Annotated in this window: 22 protein-coding genes; 10 read left to right on the top strand and 12 right to left on the bottom strand. The window is 36.9% G+C overall.

Annotated elements, in window-relative coordinates; genetic code table 11:
- Nucleotides 1-15 precede the first annotated feature (15 nt).
- Both QW128_01860 and thiI read left to right on the top strand, forming a co-directional pair.
- Entirely contained in the window at nucleotides 16-1,239 is a 1,224-nt protein-coding gene (locus QW128_01860; protein ID MEM3832332.1) for a hypothetical protein, read from the top strand.
- A 78-nt stretch (nucleotides 1,240-1,317) separates the two neighbouring features.
- Entirely contained in the window at nucleotides 1,318-2,517 is a 1,200-nt protein-coding gene (thiI, locus tag QW128_01865) for a tRNA uracil 4-sulfurtransferase ThiI (protein ID MEM3832333.1), read from the top strand.
- A gap of 277 nt (nucleotides 2,518-2,794) precedes the next feature.
- On the opposite strand, the gene QW128_01870 is transcribed toward thiI, so the two are convergent.
- Complete coding sequence (locus QW128_01870; GenBank protein ID MEM3832334.1) at nucleotides 2,795-3,385, bottom strand: GNAT family N-acetyltransferase; 591 nt, start codon at nucleotides 3,383-3,385, stop codon at nucleotides 2,795-2,797.
- A gap of 224 nt (nucleotides 3,386-3,609) precedes the next feature.
- Here QW128_01870 and QW128_01875 point away from each other — a divergent pair, with 224 nt between their 5' ends.
- Entirely contained in the window at nucleotides 3,610-4,515 is a 906-nt protein-coding gene (locus QW128_01875; GenBank protein MEM3832335.1) for a carbohydrate kinase family protein, read from the top strand.
- A gap of 14 nt (nucleotides 4,516-4,529) precedes the next feature.
- Here QW128_01875 and QW128_01880 read toward each other — a convergent pair whose 3' ends face one another.
- Both QW128_01880 and QW128_01885 read right to left on the bottom strand, forming a co-directional pair.
- Nucleotides 4,530-5,108, bottom strand: a complete 579-nt coding sequence (locus QW128_01880) for a nucleoside-diphosphate kinase (GenBank protein MEM3832336.1) — start codon at nucleotides 5,106-5,108, stop codon at nucleotides 4,530-4,532.
- A gap of 17 nt (nucleotides 5,109-5,125) precedes the next feature.
- Nucleotides 5,126-5,854: an endonuclease gene (locus QW128_01885; GenBank protein ID MEM3832337.1), complete on the bottom strand. Its 729-nt coding sequence runs from the start codon at nucleotides 5,852-5,854 to the stop codon at nucleotides 5,126-5,128.
- 136 nt (nucleotides 5,855-5,990) lie between these two features.
- Here QW128_01885 and QW128_01890 point away from each other — a divergent pair, with 136 nt between their 5' ends.
- On the top strand, nucleotides 5,991-7,031 hold the full coding sequence (locus QW128_01890; protein ID MEM3832338.1) for a deoxyhypusine synthase: 1,041 nt from the start codon (nucleotides 5,991-5,993) through the stop codon (nucleotides 7,029-7,031).
- A gap of 253 nt (nucleotides 7,032-7,284) precedes the next feature.
- Here QW128_01890 and uppS read toward each other — a convergent pair whose 3' ends face one another.
- Nucleotides 7,285-8,067, bottom strand: coding sequence for a polyprenyl diphosphate synthase (gene uppS, locus QW128_01895; protein ID MEM3832339.1), 783 nt, complete (start codon nucleotides 8,065-8,067; stop codon nucleotides 7,285-7,287).
- 226 nt (nucleotides 8,068-8,293) lie between these two features.
- Between uppS and QW128_01900 the strand changes: the two genes are divergently transcribed.
- Both QW128_01900 and QW128_01905 read left to right on the top strand, forming a co-directional pair.
- A complete protein-coding gene (locus QW128_01900; GenBank protein ID MEM3832340.1) occupies nucleotides 8,294-11,092 on the top strand; it encodes a DEAD/DEAH box helicase in 2,799 nt (932 codons plus the stop codon).
- Between the two features lie 28 nt (nucleotides 11,093-11,120).
- A complete protein-coding gene (locus QW128_01905) occupies nucleotides 11,121-11,933 on the top strand; it encodes a stage II sporulation protein M (protein MEM3832341.1) in 813 nt (270 codons plus the stop codon).
- On the opposite strand, the gene QW128_01910 is transcribed toward QW128_01905, so the two are convergent.
- The 3 genes from QW128_01910 to QW128_01920 all read right to left on the bottom strand — a co-directional run bounded on the left by QW128_01910 (nucleotide 11,913) and on the right by QW128_01920 (nucleotide 14,578).
- Nucleotides 11,913-12,602: an RDD family protein gene (locus QW128_01910; GenBank protein ID MEM3832342.1), complete on the bottom strand. Its 690-nt coding sequence runs from the start codon at nucleotides 12,600-12,602 to the stop codon at nucleotides 11,913-11,915. The two genes, QW128_01905 and QW128_01910, sit on opposite strands and share 21 nt — an antisense overlap.
- A 35-nt stretch (nucleotides 12,603-12,637) precedes the next feature.
- Nucleotides 12,638-13,462 (bottom strand): Mrp/NBP35 family ATP-binding protein, encoded by an 825-nt coding sequence (locus tag QW128_01915; protein MEM3832343.1) that lies wholly within the window; start codon nucleotides 13,460-13,462, stop codon nucleotides 12,638-12,640.
- Between the two features lie 99 nt (nucleotides 13,463-13,561).
- The gene (locus QW128_01920; protein MEM3832344.1) at nucleotides 13,562-14,578 is read right to left on the bottom strand and encodes a Gfo/Idh/MocA family oxidoreductase; all 1,017 of its coding nucleotides are present in this window, start codon (nucleotides 14,576-14,578) and stop codon (nucleotides 13,562-13,564) included.
- 87 nt (nucleotides 14,579-14,665) lie between these two features.
- Between QW128_01920 and QW128_01925 the strand changes: the two genes are divergently transcribed.
- Both QW128_01925 and QW128_01930 read left to right on the top strand, forming a co-directional pair.
- Nucleotides 14,666-15,472 (top strand): helix-turn-helix domain-containing protein, encoded by an 807-nt coding sequence (locus tag QW128_01925; protein ID MEM3832345.1) that lies wholly within the window; start codon nucleotides 14,666-14,668, stop codon nucleotides 15,470-15,472.
- Nucleotides 15,469-16,551 carry a DUF354 domain-containing protein gene (locus QW128_01930; protein MEM3832346.1) on the top strand — a complete coding sequence of 361 codons (1,083 nt, stop codon included), beginning with the start codon at nucleotides 15,469-15,471 and terminating at the stop codon, nucleotides 16,549-16,551. Before QW128_01925 ends, QW128_01930 begins: the two co-directional genes overlap by 4 nt.
- An 87-nt stretch (nucleotides 16,552-16,638) precedes the next feature.
- On the opposite strand, the gene QW128_01935 is transcribed toward QW128_01930, so the two are convergent.
- Nucleotides 16,639-16,878, bottom strand: a complete 240-nt coding sequence (locus tag QW128_01935) for a hypothetical protein (protein MEM3832347.1) — start codon at nucleotides 16,876-16,878, stop codon at nucleotides 16,639-16,641.
- The gene (locus tag QW128_01940; GenBank protein ID MEM3832348.1) at nucleotides 16,879-17,880 is read right to left on the bottom strand and encodes a hypothetical protein; all 1,002 of its coding nucleotides are present in this window, start codon (nucleotides 17,878-17,880) and stop codon (nucleotides 16,879-16,881) included.
- A 121-nt stretch (nucleotides 17,881-18,001) separates the two neighbouring features.
- Here QW128_01940 and mptA point away from each other — a divergent pair, with 121 nt between their 5' ends.
- Nucleotides 18,002-18,919: a GTP cyclohydrolase MptA gene (gene mptA / locus QW128_01945; protein MEM3832349.1), complete on the top strand. Its 918-nt coding sequence runs from the start codon at nucleotides 18,002-18,004 to the stop codon at nucleotides 18,917-18,919.
- On the opposite strand, the gene QW128_01950 is transcribed toward mptA, so the two are convergent.
- Both QW128_01950 and QW128_01955 read right to left on the bottom strand, forming a co-directional pair.
- Entirely contained in the window at nucleotides 18,914-19,915 is a 1,002-nt protein-coding gene (locus QW128_01950) for a hypothetical protein (protein MEM3832350.1), read from the bottom strand. The two genes, mptA and QW128_01950, sit on opposite strands and share 6 nt — an antisense overlap.
- A 158-nt stretch (nucleotides 19,916-20,073) precedes the next feature.
- Nucleotides 20,074-21,690 carry a dihydropteroate synthase-like protein gene (locus tag QW128_01955; protein ID MEM3832351.1) on the bottom strand — a complete coding sequence of 539 codons (1,617 nt, stop codon included), beginning with the start codon at nucleotides 21,688-21,690 and terminating at the stop codon, nucleotides 20,074-20,076.
- A 99-nt stretch (nucleotides 21,691-21,789) separates the two neighbouring features.
- On the opposite strand from QW128_01955, the gene QW128_01960 reads away from it, so the two are divergent.
- Nucleotides 21,790-22,992 (top strand): radical SAM protein, encoded by a 1,203-nt coding sequence (locus QW128_01960; GenBank protein ID MEM3832352.1) that lies wholly within the window; start codon nucleotides 21,790-21,792, stop codon nucleotides 22,990-22,992.
- A 426-nt stretch (nucleotides 22,993-23,418) separates the two neighbouring features.
- On the opposite strand, the gene QW128_01965 is transcribed toward QW128_01960, so the two are convergent.
- A complete protein-coding gene (locus QW128_01965) occupies nucleotides 23,419-23,652 on the bottom strand; it encodes a hypothetical protein (protein ID MEM3832353.1) in 234 nt (77 codons plus the stop codon).
- Nucleotides 23,653-23,684 lie beyond the last annotated feature (32 nt).

The following is a 23,684-nucleotide window of genomic DNA, read 5'->3' on the forward strand; positions in this document are numbered from 1 at the left end:
TGTTTGGTGTTTGTTGTGAGGTTAGCTAGGTTTATCGGTTTGGTTTTGCTGGTTGTTCTTCTTGTTTCATTTGTTCCCGGTGTGTTTGGTTATTCCGATGTTGATGGTTTGATTGTTAGGGTTAATTATGTTCTTTCTCGCGTGAGGAACCTTGTTGTGAGTGGGAGGGTTGCTGGTGTTGCTGGCATTGATGTTGTTGATGTTATGCTTGAGAATGCTACTTCTCTGTATTTGAGGGGTGTTGGTTTTGTTATGAATGGTAGTTATGATTTGGGTTTGAGGTATTTGGTTGCTGCTTATGATTTGGGTTTGGAGGCGTGGAATTATAGTGTGAGGTTGGTTTATGATTATTTGAGTGTTAGGGTTGGTGTTGGTGTTTATTTGGTGAATGTGTTGAGTGTTTGGGTTGCTAATGCTTCTGTTGTGATGGAGGGTGTTGGTTTTGCTTCTGTTGTTCATAATCTTACTGTTGCTCGTGGTTATGTTGAGAGAGCCGTCGTTGAGTTTGGTCTGTTTTCTTTTTCCAATATGAACTCTAGTGATCATCTCGCTAGTGCTCTCTTGGATTTGGCTTATGGTTTTGGTGTTTTGAATTCTTTGGTTATTGTAACTCCTAGTATTGTTGGTGGTTTTGTTGATGGTTTGAGGTATAATGCGAGTGTTATCTTGAGTGGTTTTGAGTTTGATGTTGAGAAGGTTAGGGATTATGTGGGTCTTACGTTTTCTGGTGTTGATTCTTTGTTGGATGATGCTAGGAGGGAGTTTTCTGCTGGCGATGTTGCTTATAGGAGTGTTCGTGTGGGTAATGTTTCGACGTGGGGTAATTATATTGTTGCTGTTATGAAGTATCGTTCTGTGATTGGCCGTGTTAATGAGGGTGAGGTTTTGCTTAGGTCTTTGTTGGCTGAGAATGCTAGTAGTATGATCAGGAGCGTTAGGGCTGTTCTTGGTCGTGCTTATGCTGTTCCTGGTGTTTCGGTTTCTGATTTGGATGCTGTGAAGAATGAGTTGAATTTGTTGGAGGGTAGGTTGAGGTCTGCTGTGAGTATTGATGATTATATTGTTGTGATTCTTAGTGCTCGTAAGCTTGAGGATCGTGTGGATAAGATTGTTTTACAGGCTTCTCAGGTTGTGAAGACTGATATTGGTAATGTTGTTTTGTTTGCTTTGTCTGTTTTTGTTGTTGTTCTTATTTTATTAACTTTGGTTGTTGTTAGTTATAGGTTTAAGAAGTATTGAATGTGGTTTTTGGTTGTTTTGTGGGATGATTTCTGAGTGGGTAGGTTTATGTTTTAGTTGTTTTGTTTTTGTTATGGTATGTTTGATGTGATTACTGTGCATTATAGTGAGGTTGGGCTTAAGCGTGGTAGGCGTGGTTATTTTGAGCGTGTGTTGGTGAATAATCTTAGGAGGAGTCTTAGTGGATTATCTTATAAGTGTATTAGGCGTGTTCTGGGTAGGATTCTTGTGGAGGTTGATGGTAGTGATATTGGGTTATATCGTGATGTGGTTTCTAGGGTGTTTGGTGTTAGGTGGTTTGCGTTTGCTAGGTCTGTGGTTCCGAGGGATTTTGATGTGCTTGTGGATGCTGTTGTTGATGAACTTCGTTCTTTGTCGTTTTCTACTTTTAGGGTTGATGCTACGCGTGCTGATAAGAGTTTTCCTTATACTTCGATGGATGTTAATAGGATGGTTGGTTCTGTTGTTTCTGAGAGGCTTAAGGGTAAAGTTTCTATGGAGAATCCTGATGTGACTGTCTATATTGAGATTTTGGATGATCGTTTTCTTGTGTATTTTAGGAGGTTTGAGGGGCCTGGTGGTCTTCCTGTGGGTACTGGTGGTAGGGTTTTGCATTTGTTTTCTGGTGGTATTGATTCACCTGTTGCAGCGTGGCTCTTGATGAAGCGTGGTGTGTTGGTGGATTATGTTCATTTCTATGCTGTGAGGGATGCTGAAGAGTCCCGGGCTTCTAAGGTTGGTGAGTTATTGCGTTTTCTTACGTATTTTTCTTATAGGTCGAGGGTTTTTTATGTTCCGTTTCATATTTTTCATCTTGTTGCAGCTGCTCGTCTGGATCCTAGGATGGAGACTGTTGTTTTTCGAAGGTTTATGATGAGGGTTGCAGAGTTTTTAGCACGTAAGTATGGTTATGATGCTATCTCTACTGGTGAAAGCTTGGCGCAGGTTGCTTCTCAGACTATGCAGAACGTGGTCTCTATATCGTATGGGTTAGGTTTTCAGGTTCTCAGGCCTTTGTTAACGTACGATAAGGAGGAGATTATAAATTTGGCGAAGCGTATTGGTACATATGAGCTTTCGCTTAAGGAGTGTAAGGACGCGTGCTCTATTATTTCGCCACATCCCAGAACTAACGTAAAACCTGAGGAAGTGATCAATGCAGAAACTGAGATTGATATGGATCATTTGATAAAAAGGACCTTGAACGAAACTGTGATTGTTGAATATAAATTCTCTCATGGAGAAATTAGAGAACAAAAGTATGAACGCTTAGAGTGAAGTTTCGATAATAATTTCTTGTCTAATGTTTTTTAGTTTTGTATTTTTATTGTAGTGTTTTTGTTTTATCTGATTGAGTGAATCGGTGTTTGATGATATTTCTTGAATTGTTAATAAGGAGCAAGAGATTTTGAGGATGCGAAGGCTGAGAACTAAGCTTATGTTGATGAGAGTATTGGTTCTGTATCTAAAAAGTGGAATTGAGTTGTTGCAATTCTGATTGTTTAAATCGTTTTATAGTTTTGTTAATAATTAAGTGCAAATTTTTTGTGGTTTGTTATTCTTCGTATAGGTATGGGTATCCTGGGCAGAATTTGGTGCGGATTTTTTGTCCTTCTATGAATTGTGGCCATGTTGCTTCTTCTGATAATGGTTTGAAGAGTAGGTATGCGTTTATTTCGCGTCCTTCGAACTGTTGTTTTATTCCTGTGTATTTGATTCCTGTCGGTTTTGTGTCTGCTATCATGAATCCTAGTTTCATGAATTGGGAGACTTGTAGCCATGGGAGCCAGTCATCGAGCGCTACGAGCGAAATTCCTTGTGGGTTGTATTTTTTGTATTCGTTGATGCACATTTCTAATAATTTTTGTCCTATGTCTTGGTTTCTGTATTCTTTGCTGATCCACATGCAGTTTATGAAGATTGCTTGTTCGCCTTTTATGGGGAATGGTGCATGTTCTATTGGTACGCATTCTACCTGTGCTACTGGCGTTTCTTTGTCGAACGCCATGAATTTCCTGAACCATCTTTTTGATACTGTTCTCAGGTATGCTTTTCTGCTTTTTACATTTACTATTCCTGATTTTGGGAGACAGAAATATAGTAGTTCTCTATTTCCTTCTTTCACTAGGTTTTTTATCTTTATCATTGTATTACCATATTATAAGTCTGAAGTGAATAATTTAAATGTATTGTATCGTTTATGGGTTGTTAATTAGTTTGTTCTCATAATTATTTTTAGCGTAAAATTATATAATCATATTACAATAGTTATTTAATATTTTGTAGTATCGTGTTTGTTGCGATGATTATGAAGTGCTCGTTTTTGTTGGATGTTAGGTTTATATGTTAAAATGTTCTTTCTTTTGTGTGTTGCCTGAAGTAGTAACTGTAGGACATATTTTGATGGATATTCAGATTAGTGTGGATGATTTTGCTCAGCCTGATAGGGAGGGTGTTGTTAGAAGTATTAAGTATGGTGGTGGTGGGTCTGCTGCGAATGTGGCTGTTGGTACTTCTAGGTTAGGCATAAGGTCTGGTTATATTGGGAAGGTAGGTATGGATTCTTTTGGAAGTACGCTTCTTGAGGAGATCAGGCGTGATGGTGTTGATGTGAGTAGGGTTAAGATTGATTTTGATGGTTCTACTGGGTTTACGATAATAATTGTGAATAAGGATGGTCAGGTTGTTATGTATGGATTTGAGGGTGTTAGTGATAAGTTGATGCCTGATGAGCTCGATGTTCAGTATATAGGTTCTGCTGAGCATTTGCATATAACTGGTTTGCGTCTTAGTACTGCTGTAAAGGCTGCTAAGGTTGCTAAGAAGGCTGGTGTTGTTGTTTCGTTTGATCCTGGTCGTTTGGTGTCGATGATTGGTATGGAGAAGCTTAAGCCTTTGTTGAGGTTGTGTGATATTTTGCTTTTGAATTCTTTTGAGGCTGGGAGTCTTACTAATACTAGTGATCCTCGTGAGGCTGCGATTATACTGAATAAGGTTGTTCCTGTTGTTATTGTGAAGATGGGTGATAAGGGTGTTTATGTGAAGAATGGTGATAATGAGTTTTCTATTCCAGCTCATAAGGTTAAGGTTGTTGATACTACTGGTGCTGGTGACGCATTCTCTGCAGGGTTCATTACTGGTTTGTTGGAGGGGAAGGATTTGAGGGATTCTGTTAGTTTTGCGAATGCTGTTGCTGCTTTGAAGATAACTAAAATGGGTGCTCGCGCACTACCTACGAGAAGGGAAGTTGAGCAATTTATAAAGCATTTACAGTGAGTTTGGTTTTTGAGTTAACTGTATATGATTTCTTCATCTACTCTTTTGTATTCGTATAATTCGTTGTCGTTGAACCAGAATTTGATTTCACGTTCTGCTACTTCTTTAGAGTCTGATGCGTGGATTAAGTTTCTTAGGGGTCTTTTTCTTAGGTTCGCTAGTTCTGGGCTGTCTGTTGAATAATCGCCTCTTATTGTTCCTGGTGCTGCTTCATATGGTCTTGTTGCTCCTACAATTTTTCTAACTACTTCTATTGCTCTATTTCCTTCTAGTGCTATTGCTATGCAGGGACCTGATGCAAGGAATTCTGCTAACCATTCTTTGATGATTTTTCCTATGATTATCGGATCATCTGTTCCGAAATCTTTTTTTGGATCGATGCCCAGTTCCTTGTAAACTTTCAGGGATTTGTTTGCAACATTTATGAGCCATTCACTATCTGATGGATAGAAGTCTAATGCTTGCTCTTTTGTTGGTCTTACCATTTTTATTCCAATGATCTTCAATCCTGTTTTTTCGAACCTTGATATTATTTCTCCTATTAGACCACGTTTTACACCGTCAGGTTTTATCAATACTAATGTCCTTTCCATGGTTTAGGCTATTTATTTCAAGCATATATTTTTTTATGCTGAAACGCGTAATTGCACATCGATGATAGAGGACATTTTGTGCATAATGGCTTAGGATGACAATAATGATAACCTAATTCGCTCGTGAGTGCATGAAAGTTTTTGTAATTTGAGAGTGTGTGTAGGGATTTAAGGAGGAGTGTTTGCCATTCTTTATAGGAGAGTTTTTTATTTATTCCTAATACTCTACTTAATATTCTTTTTGTATAGTCACTAATTGGGATTGTGGGTATTTGACCTGCATAGAGCATGATGACATCCGCGGTCTCGTTGCCTATGCCATAAATATTAAGTAGGAGGTTTCTGATGTTCTGTGTTTTGAAGATGTTGTCCATTGATGAATACTTCTTAATAAGTTTTGCTAGCTCTATGATAGTTTTTGCTTTCCTTGCTGGAAATCCTGCTGATCTTATTATATTGGATAGCTGTTCAATATCTATACTGAGTATTTTTTCTGGTGTAGTGAGTTCATTTTTTCTTAGGTTTTCTAATGCCTTTGCTGTGTTTCTCCACGATGAACGTTGTATAAGTATTGCACCTATCATTATTTCCCATGATGAGTTTCCTGGCCATTCTATCTTTCCATCTTTTATGCTCCATTCGTCTTTATTCGTTAATAAGTTTGTCGATTCGTATAATTTATTGTAAATAGTGATGATTATGTCTTCTATGTCTTGGTTTGTTTGTCTCTTCTTTTCTCTACGCATGCTTTCTCACATCCTTCTATTTTAAAGGTGAAAAATTAGATTATTTTTATCTATTGATGAAATATTTTTCATTTTTTATACGTTTGCGCTGCGAAGAATTTAAAAGTGTGTAATTAAATTATAAGTGAGACTCAAAATGAAAAATCCGTATTTTCAAAAGAAGTTAAGAACAATTGAAGTGAAGGGTGGGAAGAGTATTTCGGAACTTTTGAGCGAGATGGCGCAGACTGGTTTTCAAGGTAGGAAGCTAGGTGAGGTTGTTGAAACGTGGGAATTGATGTTGAATGATAGTGTAACTATATTTATGGGACTTACGGGATCGTTAAGTACTACTGGACAATGGAGAATTATAAAGTGGTTGGTAGAGAATAGGTTTATAGATGTTTTGGTATCGACGGGAGCGAATATTTCTGAGGATATTTTAGAGGCTATGGGGGGGTCTTATTGGCAGGGTTCTCATTTGGTTGATGATAGAGAGCTTTTCAAGTACAATATTGATAGATTTTATGATGTGTACGCTGATGAAATGGAGTATAGAAAAATGGAAAGCTTGCTTACAGAGTTCACTGATGCCCTTGATGTGAATCATGTTTATTCTTCAAGGGAGTACTTGTATTTGTTAGGTAAGTGGCTTAATGAGAAGGGTATTGATAGTATTGTTGCAGCTGCTTACAGGAGTAATGTTCCAATTTTTAGTCCTGCGCTGGTCGATAGTGGTTATGGTATAGCTAATATCATGTTGAGATTTTCAAAGGGTAAGCGGGTTGTGCTAGATCAGATGAAGGATTTTGAGGAAATTGTGGAAATTGGTGCTAGAAGTAAAGAGAGTGGTGTTATTTATATTGGTGGGGGTGTTCCGAAGGATTTTATTCAGCTTATTGCTGTTGCTTTGAGACTTCGAGATCCTGATGATAAAGAGCATCCTCACAAGTATGCTATCCAAATAACTACAGATAGTCCTCAGTGGGGTGGTTTGTCTGGAGCTACTTTTGAGGAGGCAATAAGCTGGGGTAAAGAGTCTCCGCATGGAAGGAATACTGTATGTTATTGTGATGCGACTATTGCGTTACCTCTTGTGGTACATGCGTTAAGTGAAAGAGTTAAAAAGCGAAAGTATGTTCCAGATTTTTCATGGATCCAACTTTTAACACAGTCGGCGGGGAGTCCTCATCCGTAGGGGTGGGGATGAAGGCCGATAAGCTTATATTTTTTCTCGTTGTATTTATCGTTGTCTGCTTGGTTGGCAGACCTAGTAGGCATGGGACAGGCCGAAAGAGAAGCCTGCTGAGGGCAAGACCTCCGTAACCCACCTTCCACACGGGATTCCCGAAACGGTCTCACTTGCCGAGACCTCCGCTGTGGGTGTAGATCGAGTCTGTCCGTGGAAGCAGGAAGCCACCTGCGAAAGCTGGTGGTAGTTCACAGACTGCTTAACGTCCAAATCTTCTTTCTCTTTTTTGGTATGTTCTAATTGCTCTCCATAGATCAATCTTTCTGAAGTCAGGCCAGTATACATCCGTGAAATATAATTCGCTGTAAGCTGTCTGCCAGAGTAGGAAACCGGATAATCTCTCTTCTCCACTTGTCCTGATCACAAGATCTGGGTGTGGGTTTGGTAGATGTGATGTATAAAGTCTCTTTTCTATCTCAAATTCAGATATTTGTTCTATATTGAGTTTTCCTGTGAGCACGTCCATTGCTATATTACGGACTGCATCCACAATCTCTATTCTACCCCCGTAGGCTATCGCAATGTTTAAGAAGTGTTTGTCATATTTTTCTGTATTTCTTTCTAATTGTTCCAATTTTTCTCTTAAACTAGCTGGCAGTAATTCCTTTTTTCCTAAGATTTTTATGCGCACTTTGTTATCTCTTATATCTTTATTGTTTAATGCATCCACAACCTCCTCCTCTATAATTTTCATTAATTCTTTTACCTCATCAGGTGAGCGAAGAAAATTTTCTGTTGAGAAAACATATATGGTTACTGTTTTGATATTTAAGTCTAAACACCACCTAAGAAACTCTCTTGCTTTTTTTGCGCCATACCTATGTCCTAACCATGGAAACAAACTACGTCGCCGTGCCCATCTTCTGTTTCCATCCATTATCACTGCTATATGTTGTGGCATAGTGCCCTTTTTTATCTGATTATGAAGCCATACTTCATAGATTCTGTAAACTCCAAGTGCTCTTAAAATTTTTTCAAGCATGTTCTCTATACAGCTATCCGATTTTATCTATAAATAGTTTATTCGAATTTTTCACAAATTCATTCATGTAAAAATGTTCAATCAAACATTTCATCTACCTGTTATTAGATTAAGTGTGTTGATCCTCAACTGAGTTTTTAGGTTACTGTATATAGTTTTTACAGTTGTTAGTGTGTTCTTTAAAAAGATATAATAGGTGTTTTATCTTTTATAGTGGAGGTTGGCAGTGTCGGTTAATGGGTTTGAGGGTCTGAGTGAGGGTTTGAGAAGAATTATAGCTAGTTATGGTTATGAGAAAGCTACTGAGGTTCAGAAAAGGGCTATTCCTCTTATAGTTAAGGGTCGGAATGTTTTTGTTGTTGCGCCGACTGGGTCTGGTAAGACTGAAGCTGTGTTTTTCCCTCTCATAGATTTGGTTTTGAGGCTTGGTGGTGAGGGTATTAAGGCGTTGTATATAACTCCTATGCGTGCCTTGAATAGAGATATTTTGAGGAGGATGATGGATATTGCGTTGAGTGCTGGTCTTAAGGTTGCAGTGAGGCATGGTGATACGAAGCAGGCTGAACGTAGGGAGCAGGTTGAGAGTCCCCCGAATATTTTGATAACGACTCCTGAAATGTTGCAGGCTATGCTTGTTGCTAGGAATGTTAGGCCTTTGTTGAAGTGGGTTAAGATTGTTGTTGTTGATGAATTTCATGAGCTATTTTCTAGTAAGCGCGGTGCTCAGTTGGCTGTTGCGCTTGAGAGGTTGGTTGATGTTGCTGAGTATGATTTTCAAAGGATAGGTTTGTCTGCTACTGTAGGTGATCTGGAGGGAGCTGCTCGTATGCTTTTTGGTGTTGATCGTGATTTTATAGTTATAAATGTTGATGTGCCTAGGGAAATTGATGTAGTTATTGATTACGTGGGAGGTGAGGAGGATGTTGCTAAGGAGATTGTTAGGTTGTCGCGTGATAAGAATTCTATAATTCTCTTTACTAATACTAGGCAGATGGCTGAGCATATGACGTTTCAAATTTCTAATGTTGATCCTAGCTTACAAGTTTTGGTTCACCATGGTTCTTTAGATAGGACTGTTAGGGAGAACGCTGAAAAAATGTTAAGGGAGGGCAAGCTAAAGTTCGTTGTTAGTACAAGTTCGTTGGAATTGGGCATTGACATAGGGTCTGTTGATTACGTGATACAGTTTGGTTCTCCTAGGGATCCTACACGGTTGTTACAAAGGATTGGTAGGTCGATGCACAGGTTTGGTGAAACTGCCAAGGGTATGATAATGGTGACAAATGCTGATGAGATCTTTGAGACCATCTCCATATTTGATTTTGCTAAAAGAGGTTCCCTTACTTCACTTCCTGTGTACAGGGAAGCATTAGATGTGCTTGCTCATCAGCTTGTGGGATATGTTTTGGAGAGAGGAGGAGCATCATTACATGATTTTTTAAGAATGATAAGAAGAAGTTGGCCTTATAAAGATTTAAGTGTTGAGAGGCTTGTTGAAGTCTCGGAGTTTTTGGAGAAGATTAGAAAGATTAAGCTTTATATTAATGATGAATTGAGGGTGAAGAGCCGGGGTTCACTGACGATCTCGTATTATTATGAGAATCTCTCTACTATACCTGAAACGAAATTTTACGATGCAATAGATGTTGTTAGTAATCGAAGGATTGGTATGCTTGATGAGGAGTATACTAGAAATGCGCTTAATGAAAATGCTTTAATAATACTTGCAGGTCGCGTGTGGCGTGTGGTTGACGTTAACTCAGAAGATGAGCGTATCTTGTTAGAGCCTGTGGAGGAGATTGGCGATGCTCCTGTATGGTTTGGAGAGACTATACCTGTTCCACGTGAGATTGCTGAGTTAGCTGCGGAACTTAGGAAGAAAGTGATTGAGCATAAAATAAGTTTAAAGGATCTTGGCTATCCTCTCAGTGAGCGGTCTGCTAGGATGGTTTCTCAGTTGTTAGGTGAAGTTGCAGAGAAGAATTATCCTATACCTGATCCGAATTTAATTGTCATTGAACAGGTTGGTAATGTGTGCGTTCTTCATTCACCGTTTGGTACAAGGATAAACAGGGCTATTGCAATGATAATCAGGGGTATATTAAACAGAGAAGCCTTTTTAAGATCTCAGTATATTGCTGACTCTATGAAAATATTGTTTTATTCTAAAGCTCCGATTACGGCTGAGGTTATCAAGAATGCATTGCTTAGGTGGATTCCAATGTATATTAATGATAATCCGAAGTATTTGGAATATCTTTTGAAAGAGAGTAGCGAGTATGAACGCTTTCTTAAAGACGTGGCATTAAGGTTTGGTGTAATTTCAAAGAAGAGAATTAATGATGTCCCTAAGTTTGTGATTGTTGAGTTAGAGGGCACTCCGGTTTCAGAGGAGGCATTAAAAGAGTTAAGGGATCATTATACCGATTTCTATGGTGCGCTTGAGATATTCAAGCGCATAGGATCAGGTGTTACGAAAGTAGAGACGTTCAAAGCAAGCGACCCATCACCATTTTCAAGGGAGTTTTTTGAGAGTTTTAGTCTTGGAAGATTTGCTTTGAAGTTGGCCTCCGCTGATTCAATAGTTACTGTCGTTAAGGAGCGCATTGAATCAGAAAGAGTGAGACTTATTTGCACTTATTGTGGATGGCATTCCGTTGAAATTATTAAAAATTTATCTGATAAAATTTCCTGTCCTAGGTGTGGTTCTGTTATGATAGCCGTCACTGATCCAAATGATGTTATAGCTATAAAGATAGCGAATTTAATAAGTAAAAAGAACGTCGCAGTCTTGAAGCGAAATGATGAGCTATCTAAGATGTATAAAAAGCTTATTTTTTCTGCAGAACTTGTAGCGTCCTATGGCAAGAAGGCTGTTAAAGCTATGGCTGGTAGAGGTATTGGTCCTAAAACCGCTGCAAGAATATTGGGCATGGCTTCGGATGAGTCGGGATTGTATCGTTTAATATTGAGAGCAGAGATTGATTACGCTCGTACTAAAAGATATTGGTCGAATGAGAAATAGTTTATAAGTTAGCTTGTTTTATTAAGTAATGATGAAAGGTTTAGAGTTGTATAGAGATCACTTGTTTATGCTTAGGCAGGATTTAGATCGTGGTTTAATAAGTCAAGGTATTTATGATGAACTTGCAGAAGAGTTTTTTATTGCGTTGCGTCTTAATGGTTATGAACCGTTTAAGGTTAAGTCTTTGCGTGCGCGTTTTGTTGATTTTATCTTGTTTAAATATCCTAAATCGATATTCGATAATGCTGTTTTTATACTTTTATCGTTTTTCATCTATTTGCTTGGTTTTTTGTTTGGATCCTTGCGTCCTTTTAATCTTATTTTGAATACGAATAATACTGTGAGTGCCCAATACTCATCATTTGTTTTGTTCATACAAATATTTATGAACAACCTAAGGGTGCAGAGCATTTCGTTTGTTTTATCTCTTCTTGCTGACGTTCCTACTGTGTTCACTACATTTGCCAATGGTTTTATTTTAGGCTTGGTCTATTCTTATTATCCGCACGGTTTTTTGGAATTTTGGTCATTGATTTTACCTCATGGTGTGTTAGAGTTGACGGCTATGATAACATCGTTCGGAGCTTCCTTAGGGTTTGGTTATAGATTTCTTAAAAGTTTTTCTCTTTATGGGTCTCATGAAGCATTAAGAAAGGCAACGGACACAGCATTAAATGTTATGTTAGGTAGCAGTATTCTGCTGTTTGTTGCTGCGTTCATAGAGGCTTACTTTACCTCTAGTCCTCTAGATCCAGTCACTAAATTAATTTTTTCATTGATTATGTTCATGGTTATCGTATTTTATTTGGTTTATAGTTGGTTAAAAATCAAGAGGGTTTAAATTATACTTTGAACGTAGTTGTTCAAATTCAAGTATTCCTTCTTGATCAGCATTTTCAGAGATTACAGCATGAGATAGGAAAAATTCTAGGTCCATGAGTTCTTGGAGTCTTATTTTTACATCTGTGCGTCTGAAACTCTTTTTAGCTAACTCTTGAGCTATGTTGTTTCGCTGCATCTCTACTGCAATGAACATTTCTCTAGTAACGTGAAAGAATTTTATCTCTAATTTTTGCTTTTTTCCAACTACTATAGTAGATACTGCGATATCGCCTATTCGTTGCCACCATAAAAAAGCTGGTACATAAAGGAGCATTATATCCAAGAATCGAAAGATATTCCTGCCGAATGCTTTTGCAATATTCATTGGTTCATCGTTTGTGGAGATCACTTTTAATCCCAAAAGAAACTTACCCAATGTAAACCCTAACGTTCCTTCAGTTAATGTAGAATATATTATTAATATGATGAATGTATTTAAGAATAGTTGCAGGTACTCGTTTAAAAGGAACATTAGTGGTCTTGATGTTCTTGAAATAACCATGGCTATGGCGATCGATATAGCGAGGTCTATTAAGTGTGCCATTGCTCGTTTAAAATAAATAACAGTATTCAACGTGAGATGCGTTCTAATATTTTTTAGTGATCGTGATTTTTCTATTATTTTCATGTTTTGTTTTCATTTTATAAAATATGGTAGGTTGTTTATTTATTTGATTGTTCTAAGAATTGTTTTATTCTTTTGACGATTTCATTTAGTGCCTTACTTGCTGGTGCATCAGGATAACTTAGTGTAAATAGTTTCCCTTTATCTGATGCTTCTGCTATTCTAGGATCTAAAGGAATTTTACCTAGGAATGGTACTTTCATTCTTTTTGCTATTCTTTCTCCTCCCCCTTCCCCGAATATTTTGTATGTTTTTCCTGATTCTGGGCATGTGAAACCGCTCATGTTCTCTACAATACCTATTATTGGTATTTTTAGTGAAAATGCAAAGTTTACAGCCTTCTCAACTACTATTTGAGATACTTCTGAGGGTATTGTTACTATTATTGTACCGCTTGGTTTTCGAATTTCTTGTGCCACACTTAAAGGTTCATCTCCAGTCCCAGGCGGTAAATCAACAAGAAGATAATCTAACTCTCCCCAATCTAAATTCTCTACGAATTCCTGAATAGCTTTAGCTTTTAATGGGCCTCTCCAAACTACTGGTGTATCGTATGTGGGCAGTAAGAATGCAATAGAAATAACCTTTATATTATTCGGGCCAATCAAAGGCTTTAATGACTGCCCTGGATCTGGTGCTATAAGCCTCATATGATCGATACCTAGCATTTTAGGTACAGATGGGCCATGTATGTCTGCATCTAATATTCCGACTCGTGAGCCGTGTGATGCTAATATTGCTGCAGTATTAACGGTTATGAAAGACTTGCCAACGCCACCTTTACCACTCATCACTAAGATTGTATGTTTTATGTTAAGGAGTCCTTCTTCGGGACTTGCTACTTCAAATCCAAAGCCAGACAATTATTAACACCAATCTTTACAAAATGAAAGCTCTAGATTAATTTATTCTTATCAAGATAAAAAAATTGCGTTACTAATAGAATACTTGAATTAGTTATTCTATGATTCGTTAAGGAAGTTTTTGGCTAACAATTTTCTATTTTGAGATGGTATTACTGTATTAATTGTTTTATCTGGTATCATTTCTGGGATACCTGTTTTGGCAGATTTTAGTGCGCTATCTATTATGGACAAGGCGATTATTGCATCATCGAGCGTGACTAATGGTTTTTCTCCTTTTATCACGTTAATGAAATGTTGTAGTTCACGTTTTAGTGGTTCAGAGTATTCGATATATGGTTTGATTGTGCCTTCATTGTTTTCTATTGTTATTTCTTGGGTTATGTAATCGATTGTGATTATTCCTTCGCTCCCTGTCACCTTTAATGTTCTGATTTTTCTTGGTGTTAGCCAGTTGGTACTGATAAAACTGGTTATGTTGTCTTCTAAATTTAATATCATTAGCGCATAATCTTCATATGTTCCTTGTATTTTGCCTATAATGCTGTATACTGATTTTACTTGTTTATTGGTAATGTATCGTATAACGTCTATATCATGCATTCCAAGGTCATGGAGTACACCAACATCTTTTATGCGATCTGGTCTTCTGGATACACGTTCAGCAATAATAGTGATTATGTGCCCTATCTTACCTTTATCTATTAATTGTTTTAAATAATTCACTGCTGGGTTGAACCTTTCGATAAAACCTGGCATAGTTTTTATCTTTGAGTCTCTGGCTGCCTCTGATAATCGTAACGCTTTCATTAAATCTCCAGTAACAGGTTTTTCTATTAAAACGTTTATGCCCCTTTTAATGACACCCATCGCTATTTCGTAATGTGTTGATGTAGGTGTGCATATTGTCACAGCATCTACATCATGTTTGCTTAATGCTTCTTTATAGTCCTTAAAGAATTCTACATTAAAGCGTTTACCTATTTCCTCAGCTTTACTTACATCTATATCTGCGATAAAAACGAGCTCTGCATCATTGATTTCCTTTAAGACTCTTGCATGATTCCTTCCCCAAAAGCCTGACCCTATAACACCTATTTTTATAATTGTTCTCACCCAAAGAAAGAATATGCATGCTCACTTAAAAATGATTTTTTAGTAATGTTTTTTAACTTATAAGTAAAAAATAATAATGTGGAAAATATGGAAAATAGGATAATTCATCTCATGGAAACTATAGGGCTTACAGGTTATGAGGCGCGTGCATACAGGGCTTTAATAGAACACGGCAAATTGTCTGCAAATGAATTAAGCCATTCAACTGGAATACCTTTACAACGAGTGTATGGAGTGGTATTATCGTTAATGAATAAAGGGTTAGTAAAGGAATTGCCAGAGAAACCGAAAAAGTTCGATGCTGTGCCGCCAAATGAGGGGCTTGAAGAATATATAAAGAAATATATCAGATCACTGGAAGCTCACGTTGAGCACGTACGAGGCGCCTCCCAGGAGCTTTTAAAAGAAGTTAATACGTTATATAATTCATCTAGAATAAAGGTTGGATGGGAAACTTTGCTACAGAAACTTTCTGGGTTTAATGAAATGGAGGCTGTGACTGTAAAGGGCATTAATGATTCTAATGAAATGATCTCAATTTCCACGAACACATTTTCATGGTATCCTAAGGTTGAACGGTATCTAAGAAGTGCTCTAGATAAGGGAGTAGTTATTCGTGTGCTTCTTAATCCTTCAATAAGGAGATTGGCTGATCTAGATACGAGGTTTGATGAAAGAATTAGATTTAGGAGGAGTCCCATGCCTGCATTACCTTTCCGAGGAACCATATTTGATGATAGGATGGTAGTATTTCTTATGTTAATTCCTTCTGACGAGTCGCAAAAAATACGCCCGTTATTTTACCAGCCGCATGTTTCAGTAAATCGAGGCATAGTAAAAATATTTTCTGATACGTTTGAATATAATTGGGTTAGAGGTAAGAATGTAAAATGAAAATATGGATTGATATACTTACACCAAAATATGTGCTGTTCTTTAAACCGTTAGTACAAAGACTTAAAAAAAGTGGTCATGATGTACTTATCACATCTCGTGAATACAGAGAAACTGTGGAGTTGTTAAAAATAAAGAACATTGATGCAATAATTATCGGCAAGTATGGTGGAGAAACGCTGAAAGGAAAGCTAATAGCCAGCATTGAGCGTATGCGGGAAATGGTTAACATAGCTGAAGAGTTTAAACCTGATTTAGCATTATCTTCATGCTCACCAGATTTAACTAGAGTAGCTTTTGGATTAAATATACCCCACGTAGCTGTGAGTGAAGGTGTGAATTCGAAATATGTTATGAGACTCACGTTACCATTATCAAGACTTTTGCTTACACCTGCTTACATACCTATTGAAGAATGGCTTATTTATGGTATTTCAAGAAATAGAATTATCACTTATAAGGGTCTTGATGCGTTGGCATGGTTATCAGATTTTACACCTGATAATAAAATTCTCGATACACTTAACATTAAAAAAGATAAAAAGAAGCTCGTTTTGATAAGGCCTGAAGAAAGGTTTGCATCCTATCTTAGCGGTAAGACAAGTATAATGAAGAGAGAAACTGCTCAAATGTTACGAGAGCTTGCAAGGAAACGGGATGACACCCTTTTTGTTTTCTTGCCAAGGTATCAGGAGGACATCCCAATCCTTAAAGATCTTTATGGAGATTTCTCAATAATTTTAGACCGTGTTGTTGACGGAGCTAGTTTGCTCAGTGCTTCTGATGTATTTGTAGGTGGAGGAGGGACCATGAGCCAGGAGGCTGTTTTACTTGGGGTTCCCACCATTTCAGTATATCCAGATAGGTATCCCATTGGAGAGTACTTAATTTCAAAAGGTGTATTGACGCGCGTTGATATAAGTAAGCTACCTTCCATTCTTAACGAATATTTAGATGATCTTAATGAAATTAAGAGAGACACAAAGCGTAAAATAGAGATTCTTAAAAATGAGATGGAAAACCCTGTGGATGTGATATTAAATGTGATAGAAAATGAAGCTTGGCTGATGGAGACTTAATGTCTAATGTGCAGTCCTTCATTGTTTGGCAAGATCCTTAATGAGCCTCTAGTGAGGGGGAATGGATGAAAACCCATGACTGGAATTCTAGCCCTTATTTTTATAATTTTTTCGTAGCATTTTCCAAAAATATGATGATACTAGTTTAAACCATGCGAATAACCATAATCCTATTAGTGCGATGCCTATGAGTGGTCTAATATAAGGTAATAATGGTGATTTAGGGGTCTCATACAATAATAAGGTTAGTACAAAACTAACACCAATTAGCATAAGCCACGATATGAACGTTATAATCAGTAGATCTTTAGTAGCTTTAGCAATCATTTAAACACCCCATAAACGTATTGTTGTCAAGTAAGCTGTAATAATAGCTAGCATGCATGACAGTAATGAAAGTAGAAAGAGTGAATATGCTAGTTCTTTTTCATGTTCTGGGCCTCTCATAAGTAAAAGTCGTAGGAGTGATACTGCTGCTTTTGGATTATCTGTTGCTTCTAAAAGTCCGTCATCACGTAATCTTGTTGGTTTGTCTTTAATAGTTTTATGTTCAAATAATCTTCTTATACTGCCAAGAATATAAAAACTATTCATTATATGGGGCATTAGTGCTACTATTCCAACAATTTCGAGTCTTCCTGTTACCGCCAAGGCACCTATTAATCCTCCTATGAAGAAATCACCTGAATTACCTATGAACGTTTTTGCCGGATATTTATTGTAATAATAGAATGCTATGAGGCTCGCTATTGCAACAAATGACATTGTTTCTATGCCTCTTCCACCTAGTAATATTCCTGATACTGCTAGTGCTATAAAAACTGGGATTGTAGTTAGTGGTGTAGCACCGTTTATGACATCGAGCATATTCACTGCATTAGCTGGAACGGCTATAGAAAACGGTAATAGTAGTTGATAAATTATGAATAAGCGTGTTCCTGGTATGAATGGAATTGCTGGTCTAGGATTGTAGACTTCCATAGTATATATTGGTAAAAAGGCAAAAATCGTGAGTGCTGGTTTTAAAATTCCTCCTAGATCAAATAAATCATCTAATAAACCAATGATGCCTGCTATCAATGCAGTCAGTAATGATGCTATAATTATTGTTGATAGTTCATTAAGCATATACATTACAATCACTGAGATTGAGATACTTATAATTATGCTTATTCCACCCAATTCAGGAATTTCTGGTTTATTTAGCTTGTGCACATCTATTCCTGTCTTGCCAATTCTTTTCATGACATTCATAATTAGTGGTGTTAATAGAAATGTTAGTGTAAAGCTAACAATCGGTGGTAATATTATATTAATTTCATTGGCCATTCTATAGCACCTATTATTTTTAATTTAATGATTAACTATAAAATAAACTTTATGATTTCTGTAATAACGCAGTGTTCATGTATATATTGTTGAACTATTTCTATAGAGTGTGGTGATAAACATGCTTACTAGTGATGTGCAAAATAGTATACCTGATGTTACGATAAAAATTGACCGTGTTGGTGTAAAACGTGTTAGACGAATAGTATCTGTTAATACTCCTAAGGGTTTAATGAACTTTAATTGTGAACTTGAGGCTTACATAGATTTACCCGCAATGCAACGGGGTGTTCATATGTCAAGAAACATTGAAGCATTCATAGAAGCTATAGATGAGGCAAGAAACAACGGTGCATCATGTTTAGAAGAAATGGTTGAAAAAAGTGGTAAAAAATTGCTTGAGAAACACTCATATGCATCGCGAGCTGAGGTCATAGTTAATACATCATTCTTTTATGACGAGAATTTCTTAGGTATGAATACTCAGGAGGTTGCTGAAGTAAAAATAAAATCAAGTGTTGATCGTAATAATCACAAAACTAGGTGCGTTTCTGTAACTCTTGAGGGTATGACTGCATGTCCGTGCGCCCAAGCAACGTATAGTGAAATAGAGAAAACTGAAATAACACAGACACCTACACATACGCAAAGAGCACGATTAACGATCTCAGTAACAAATACGTTAAACGATAATGAAGATAAGATAGCTAGAATTGAGTGGCTTATAGATACTGCCCGCAACTCATTCTCTTCCCCAGTGGTTAGTCTTCTTAAAAGAATTGATGAGTATAAGTTAATAAAAAATGCAATACATAGGCCTAGATTTGCCGAAGATGCTGCTAGGTTTGCATTAATTAATATAGCGAAGAAACTCTACGAGGAGGGATTTCCGCTAAACACAGTAGTTCGTGTAGAACTCGAGAGCTTTGAGAGCATACATCCGCACAACGTATACGCGTTTAAAGAGGCAAGCCTTAAAGAGTTGATAGAGGAAAATAATTATAAAAACCACGTAAATTGTACAACCAACAATTCATAATTTTTGAATGTATAATCGATTGGGAATACTTTTAATCTTAGCTCCATGGTTTCTTGGCCTAGTGATCATTATCTTTGCATTAATATCCTTCTTCTCAAGTCTATGCTTAAGTTTGTTTAGTATCCTTTTAGCTAATTGATCATTATCAATAATACCATAAGCTGTTGGTCCCCAACTGCTTTGTCCTGCACCATAAGCTCCTAGTGATATAAGCGTCTTTACAATGAATTCCGTTTCTTCACAACAAAATATGCCTCCCTGAATTGGTTTAAAGTATTCACCCACCATGAATTGTATTTTGGTTAAAAACTTGCCAAAAAGTTTTGGATTATTCCACAATATTGCAGGAATTAAGCCTGTCAAGATGAGTCTAGAGATTTCTGATGAAATTGATGGCGGCATTGGTCTTGGGTTCATCATGATTATACGCTCATTATCTTCACTAAATCCTTTTTTATGAAGAGGTGTGGCTAATATGAATCGCCAGCTAGTTGGTATTTTTATTCTAGAGATGACCTTTGGTATATCATTACTACCGGTTACAGGTGGTATAATTTTATTCTCAGACAAGAATCGACCACTATCTATTATGAATCCACCGTCTTCAAATGATGCAATGCCTATACCAGATGCAAATCCTAATCCCACTAGACCCGCTAAATCCCTAACACTCATTCTCAGATTATAAAGTCTAGAGGCTGATACTCCTAATGCCAGTTTAAGTTGTGTTGTTGAACCGAACCCTACATGAGATGGAATCTCATCAAACACTCTTATTTTAAGTCCTCCAATATTCAATAGGCGTACTATCTGTTGACATATTGGAAGAACTCTATCACTTTTATCATTCTCTATTAATATGGAATCATGAACATCTACAGACATCATATAGGAGGGTTCTTTAAGGCTCATTCCAATACTTCCATATGCAGTATAAGAATTAATTGTATTAAAGAAGCCCAAATGTATTCTTGAACCTGTTTCTATTAATAACATTTTTGATCACAACTCTTTCTTAATAATAGAGGGATATGGGTACTCCAAAGAAGGATTAGCCTTAACCTTTCTAGGTTTATAGGATTATTGATTCTTGTCTTCAGTTTGATATCGGGTCTAGATTGCATTATCATACCTCCGAGCGTGAGTTGACATTATTAGAAAGCTGTTAAAGGGAGAGATTCATCCTGTACATAACTTTTGTTTAGTCGTAGAGCGGTTTCTGCTTTTTGTAGTTCCATTCCTATGTATGCTGCATGATCTAAGCGCGAAATTAATCCTAAGTCTATGATTTTTTTGGCTACTGCATCAGCTGTGGCGCCTTTTATCGTAATGCTTCCTTTTCTACCCTGATATACTGCTATTATCAACCCACGATCCCTGTCAAGTCCTATTTTAAAGAAACCTTGGGGATCTAGATTTGTATGTCCGAAACCATGCTCAGAGAAGATCTCAGTAGATGAATCAACGTTAATTGGTACGGTTTTATCCGATTTCTCTTTAAGTATTAAAAGGTTCACACCTAAGTCTTTAGGATATGTTCTTCTTACATGTGCTAGCGTAACCATTTTTGATGCTGTTACTACTTCCCTTGTGGATCCTTTTGCTTTATGACTTTTTTCAACTACAAGGACAGCTGAAACTCCAAGCTCGTATGCAAGAACTGTAAGGAGAGCATTAATACCAACACTATCAGCATCAATCATCTCGGTCACATTACTGATTCCTATCATCATTGGCAAGATTTTTCGTTTCTTTAATTCAATCGCAGTTTCCAGCCCTGTAAGTAAGCCTGGATTTATAGGCGGTTCTATTATCGGATCTATTATCACATTCTCTATTTTTTTCTCACGTGCTTTACTTAGAAGATAATCAATAAGCTTTAACCTTTCATCTACACTTCTGGGTACAAAATTTTCTTTCATGTTTGTAGGTATTAAAACAACAGCAACAGACCCAGGTATTGAGGATATATCAGATATGGTTCCAGCATCCAAATTAAGTATCATATCAGAACCAGCATTTATTCCAGCCTTGATCTCTGAAATTGCCATCGAATCTACAGCTATAGGCACATCGTAATTTTCCTTGATGAATCTTATTGTAGAGTATACTAGATCTGGCATTGGATTACTAGCATCAAAACCAACACTCACTATATCTGCACCTGCTTCGACTCTCTTAATGATTTCCTGAAGTAATTTGTTTCTATCATAAAGGTGGGCTTCAGTGATTTCAGATATAACCCTTATTGGTGGTGGTCGTAAAGGAATCTTTACTTTACCAGCTATTATAAACATTTGGTCAACTATGCTCTTCTCTATCATAGAGAATGTTTGAGAAATTTCATTAGATACTTCTCCTTCATATATCATATCGGCAGGTATTTCACCTGAAAGCTTTTCTATTTTCATAGTGCTCAATATTTTTGATATATCTGCGAAATGTTTGGGCCCTTTAACGCAGGGGATTCCCATTCTCTCCGAAATTATTGATGCCGATCCTCTTGCAAGACCAGGTATGATTACTATGTCATAATCCCTAACATTAGCTCTCAAAAGAGCTTCTGCAATATAATTTGTAGAAGCTAATGCAGCAACTGGCAAACGAAGAGTAAGAACGTCCACTTTATAACCAGTCAGTTTGCTAAGAATCTCAGCTTCTCTCCTAACATAACCCTCTGCTATAATACCCGTAACTAATAGCATCCTCATAATACTACCCACATATTCTAACAAATTACTTATTAATGAATTTTCAGCAATCATGAACATTTTATTCTACTCATTTTTAGATTTATGAATGAAGAAATCCTATTATGAAGATGTTTAAAAGCTAGGTTTAATTTTTAGTGGAAATTTTTAAATTATGAAGTGCTGGAAGTGGCCACACACACTAAGGTTTTTTATAGTGATGATTTCATAATTAGAATTAATCAGGGGTTTGTTTCTATTGATCGTAATATAAATGAGATAGCATCATTTGATTTGAATGGAAGGTTGATTTTATATGTAAATAAAGATGGAACATACAAGCGTTCTCTTGAAAATCGTTTTTATAAGGTTAAATGGATCGGAGAACAGAGATATGTTAAGGATGCTACGAGGGATGAAGGGAAGGATGTTGTAATTAATGCATATAGAATTGTTAGAGATGCATTAGATCATTTAAAAACTAATGATGAAGATGCGTTGAACATTTTGAAAGTAATTGCGTCCAGAGACTGGGAGTGGTTAGAAAAGGATGCTGAAAAATTTAGGCAGATATACAAGTGGTCAGTGTCACTAATACCACCTGACCAATATTTCTCTGTTTACTTAACGTTTACTGAAGGGTGTGCATGGAATAAATGCACGTTTTGCAAACTTTATAGAGATAGACCGTACCGTGTAAGGTCTATTGACGAATTTAAACAACATATAAATGATGTCAAAACATTTTTTGGAAGAGGGCTTGAAATTAGAAGAACGGTGTTTTTGGGAGATGCGAACGCTATCAACGTGAATCAAGAGACTCTTGTAGAGGCATTAAAAGAAATAAAAAAGGAACTTAATAGGCCTGTCTATTCTTTTGTGGATGCGTTCACCACGCCAAAGAGAAAAAATATAGATGATCTTATGGAATTAAAGAGAGAAGGTTTGAAAAGGTTATACGTAGGGTTAGAGAGTGGTAGCAAAAGAGTACTTTCTATACTCAATAAACCTATGGAAGTTGAGGATTTTGTAGATTTTGTAACTAGTCTTAAAGATGTCGGCCTTTCGATATCGATCATAGTAATAGCCGGTGTTGGGGGGAGAATGTTCTGGAACGAGCATGTGGACAAAACTGCTGAAGTTATAAGTAGAATACCACTAGATAAAAATGATTTGATTTACATTTCTCCGTTAGTAAAATATAGAGATATACCTTATGTGCGTATCGAGAAAGAATTAGGATTAGGTGAATTAAATGATGATGAGATTCTAATACAGACTAAAGAGTTAAGGAATAAAATCAGAGAAGTTTTTGAAAAAATAAATAACAGAGTATTTCCATCAACTATTGCAAGGTACGACCTAAAGGAATTCGTATACTAGATGATGTATTTAACTTTGATGGCGGGGAGTCTCCATCCGTAGGGGTGGGGATGAAGGCCGATAAGCTTATATTTTTTCTCGTTGTATTTATCATTGCTTGGTTGGCAGACCTAGTAGGCATGGAACAGGCCGAAAGAGACGCCTGCTGAGGGCAAGACCTCCGTAACCCACCTTCCACACAGGATTCCCGAAACGGTCTCACCTGCCGAGACCTCCGCTGTGGGTGAGTGGAGATCGAGTCTGTCCGTGGAAGCAGGAAGCCACCTGCGAAAGCTGGTGGTAGTTCACGAATACTCATCCTCTAAGAAATAATGTTTTTTCTAAAATTTTGGAAGCTTAAAGATTAAGGAACTAAGAACCTTAACCAACTTTAGTCGTAGAGAACATCAATATTTGTATCATTTATTCTGAATAAGTACTAGTGTTTTATTCTTCAGTTAAGATATCCATTATAACTCCTTGACCTAAACCGTCTGGATTCCCATTGAATTTTATTTTGATGAAGGACCCTGTTATTTCAACTACTTGTCCTTCCCATGTTTTATCTTTATAATCTTTATAAATAACTTTCTTGCCAACTAATTTTTCAAGATTTGTTTCCTCTGATGTCATGGCTAGGATACTATCATCCTCAAATGAGACTAATATTGCTGTAACCATTCTATCACCAAGCTTTTATTAGATAAAAATAA

The organism is Thermoprotei archaeon (genome assembly GCA_038881895.1).
In the GTDB taxonomy this organism is placed as follows: domain Archaea; phylum Thermoproteota; class Thermoprotei; order Gearchaeales; family WAQG01; genus JAVZOV01.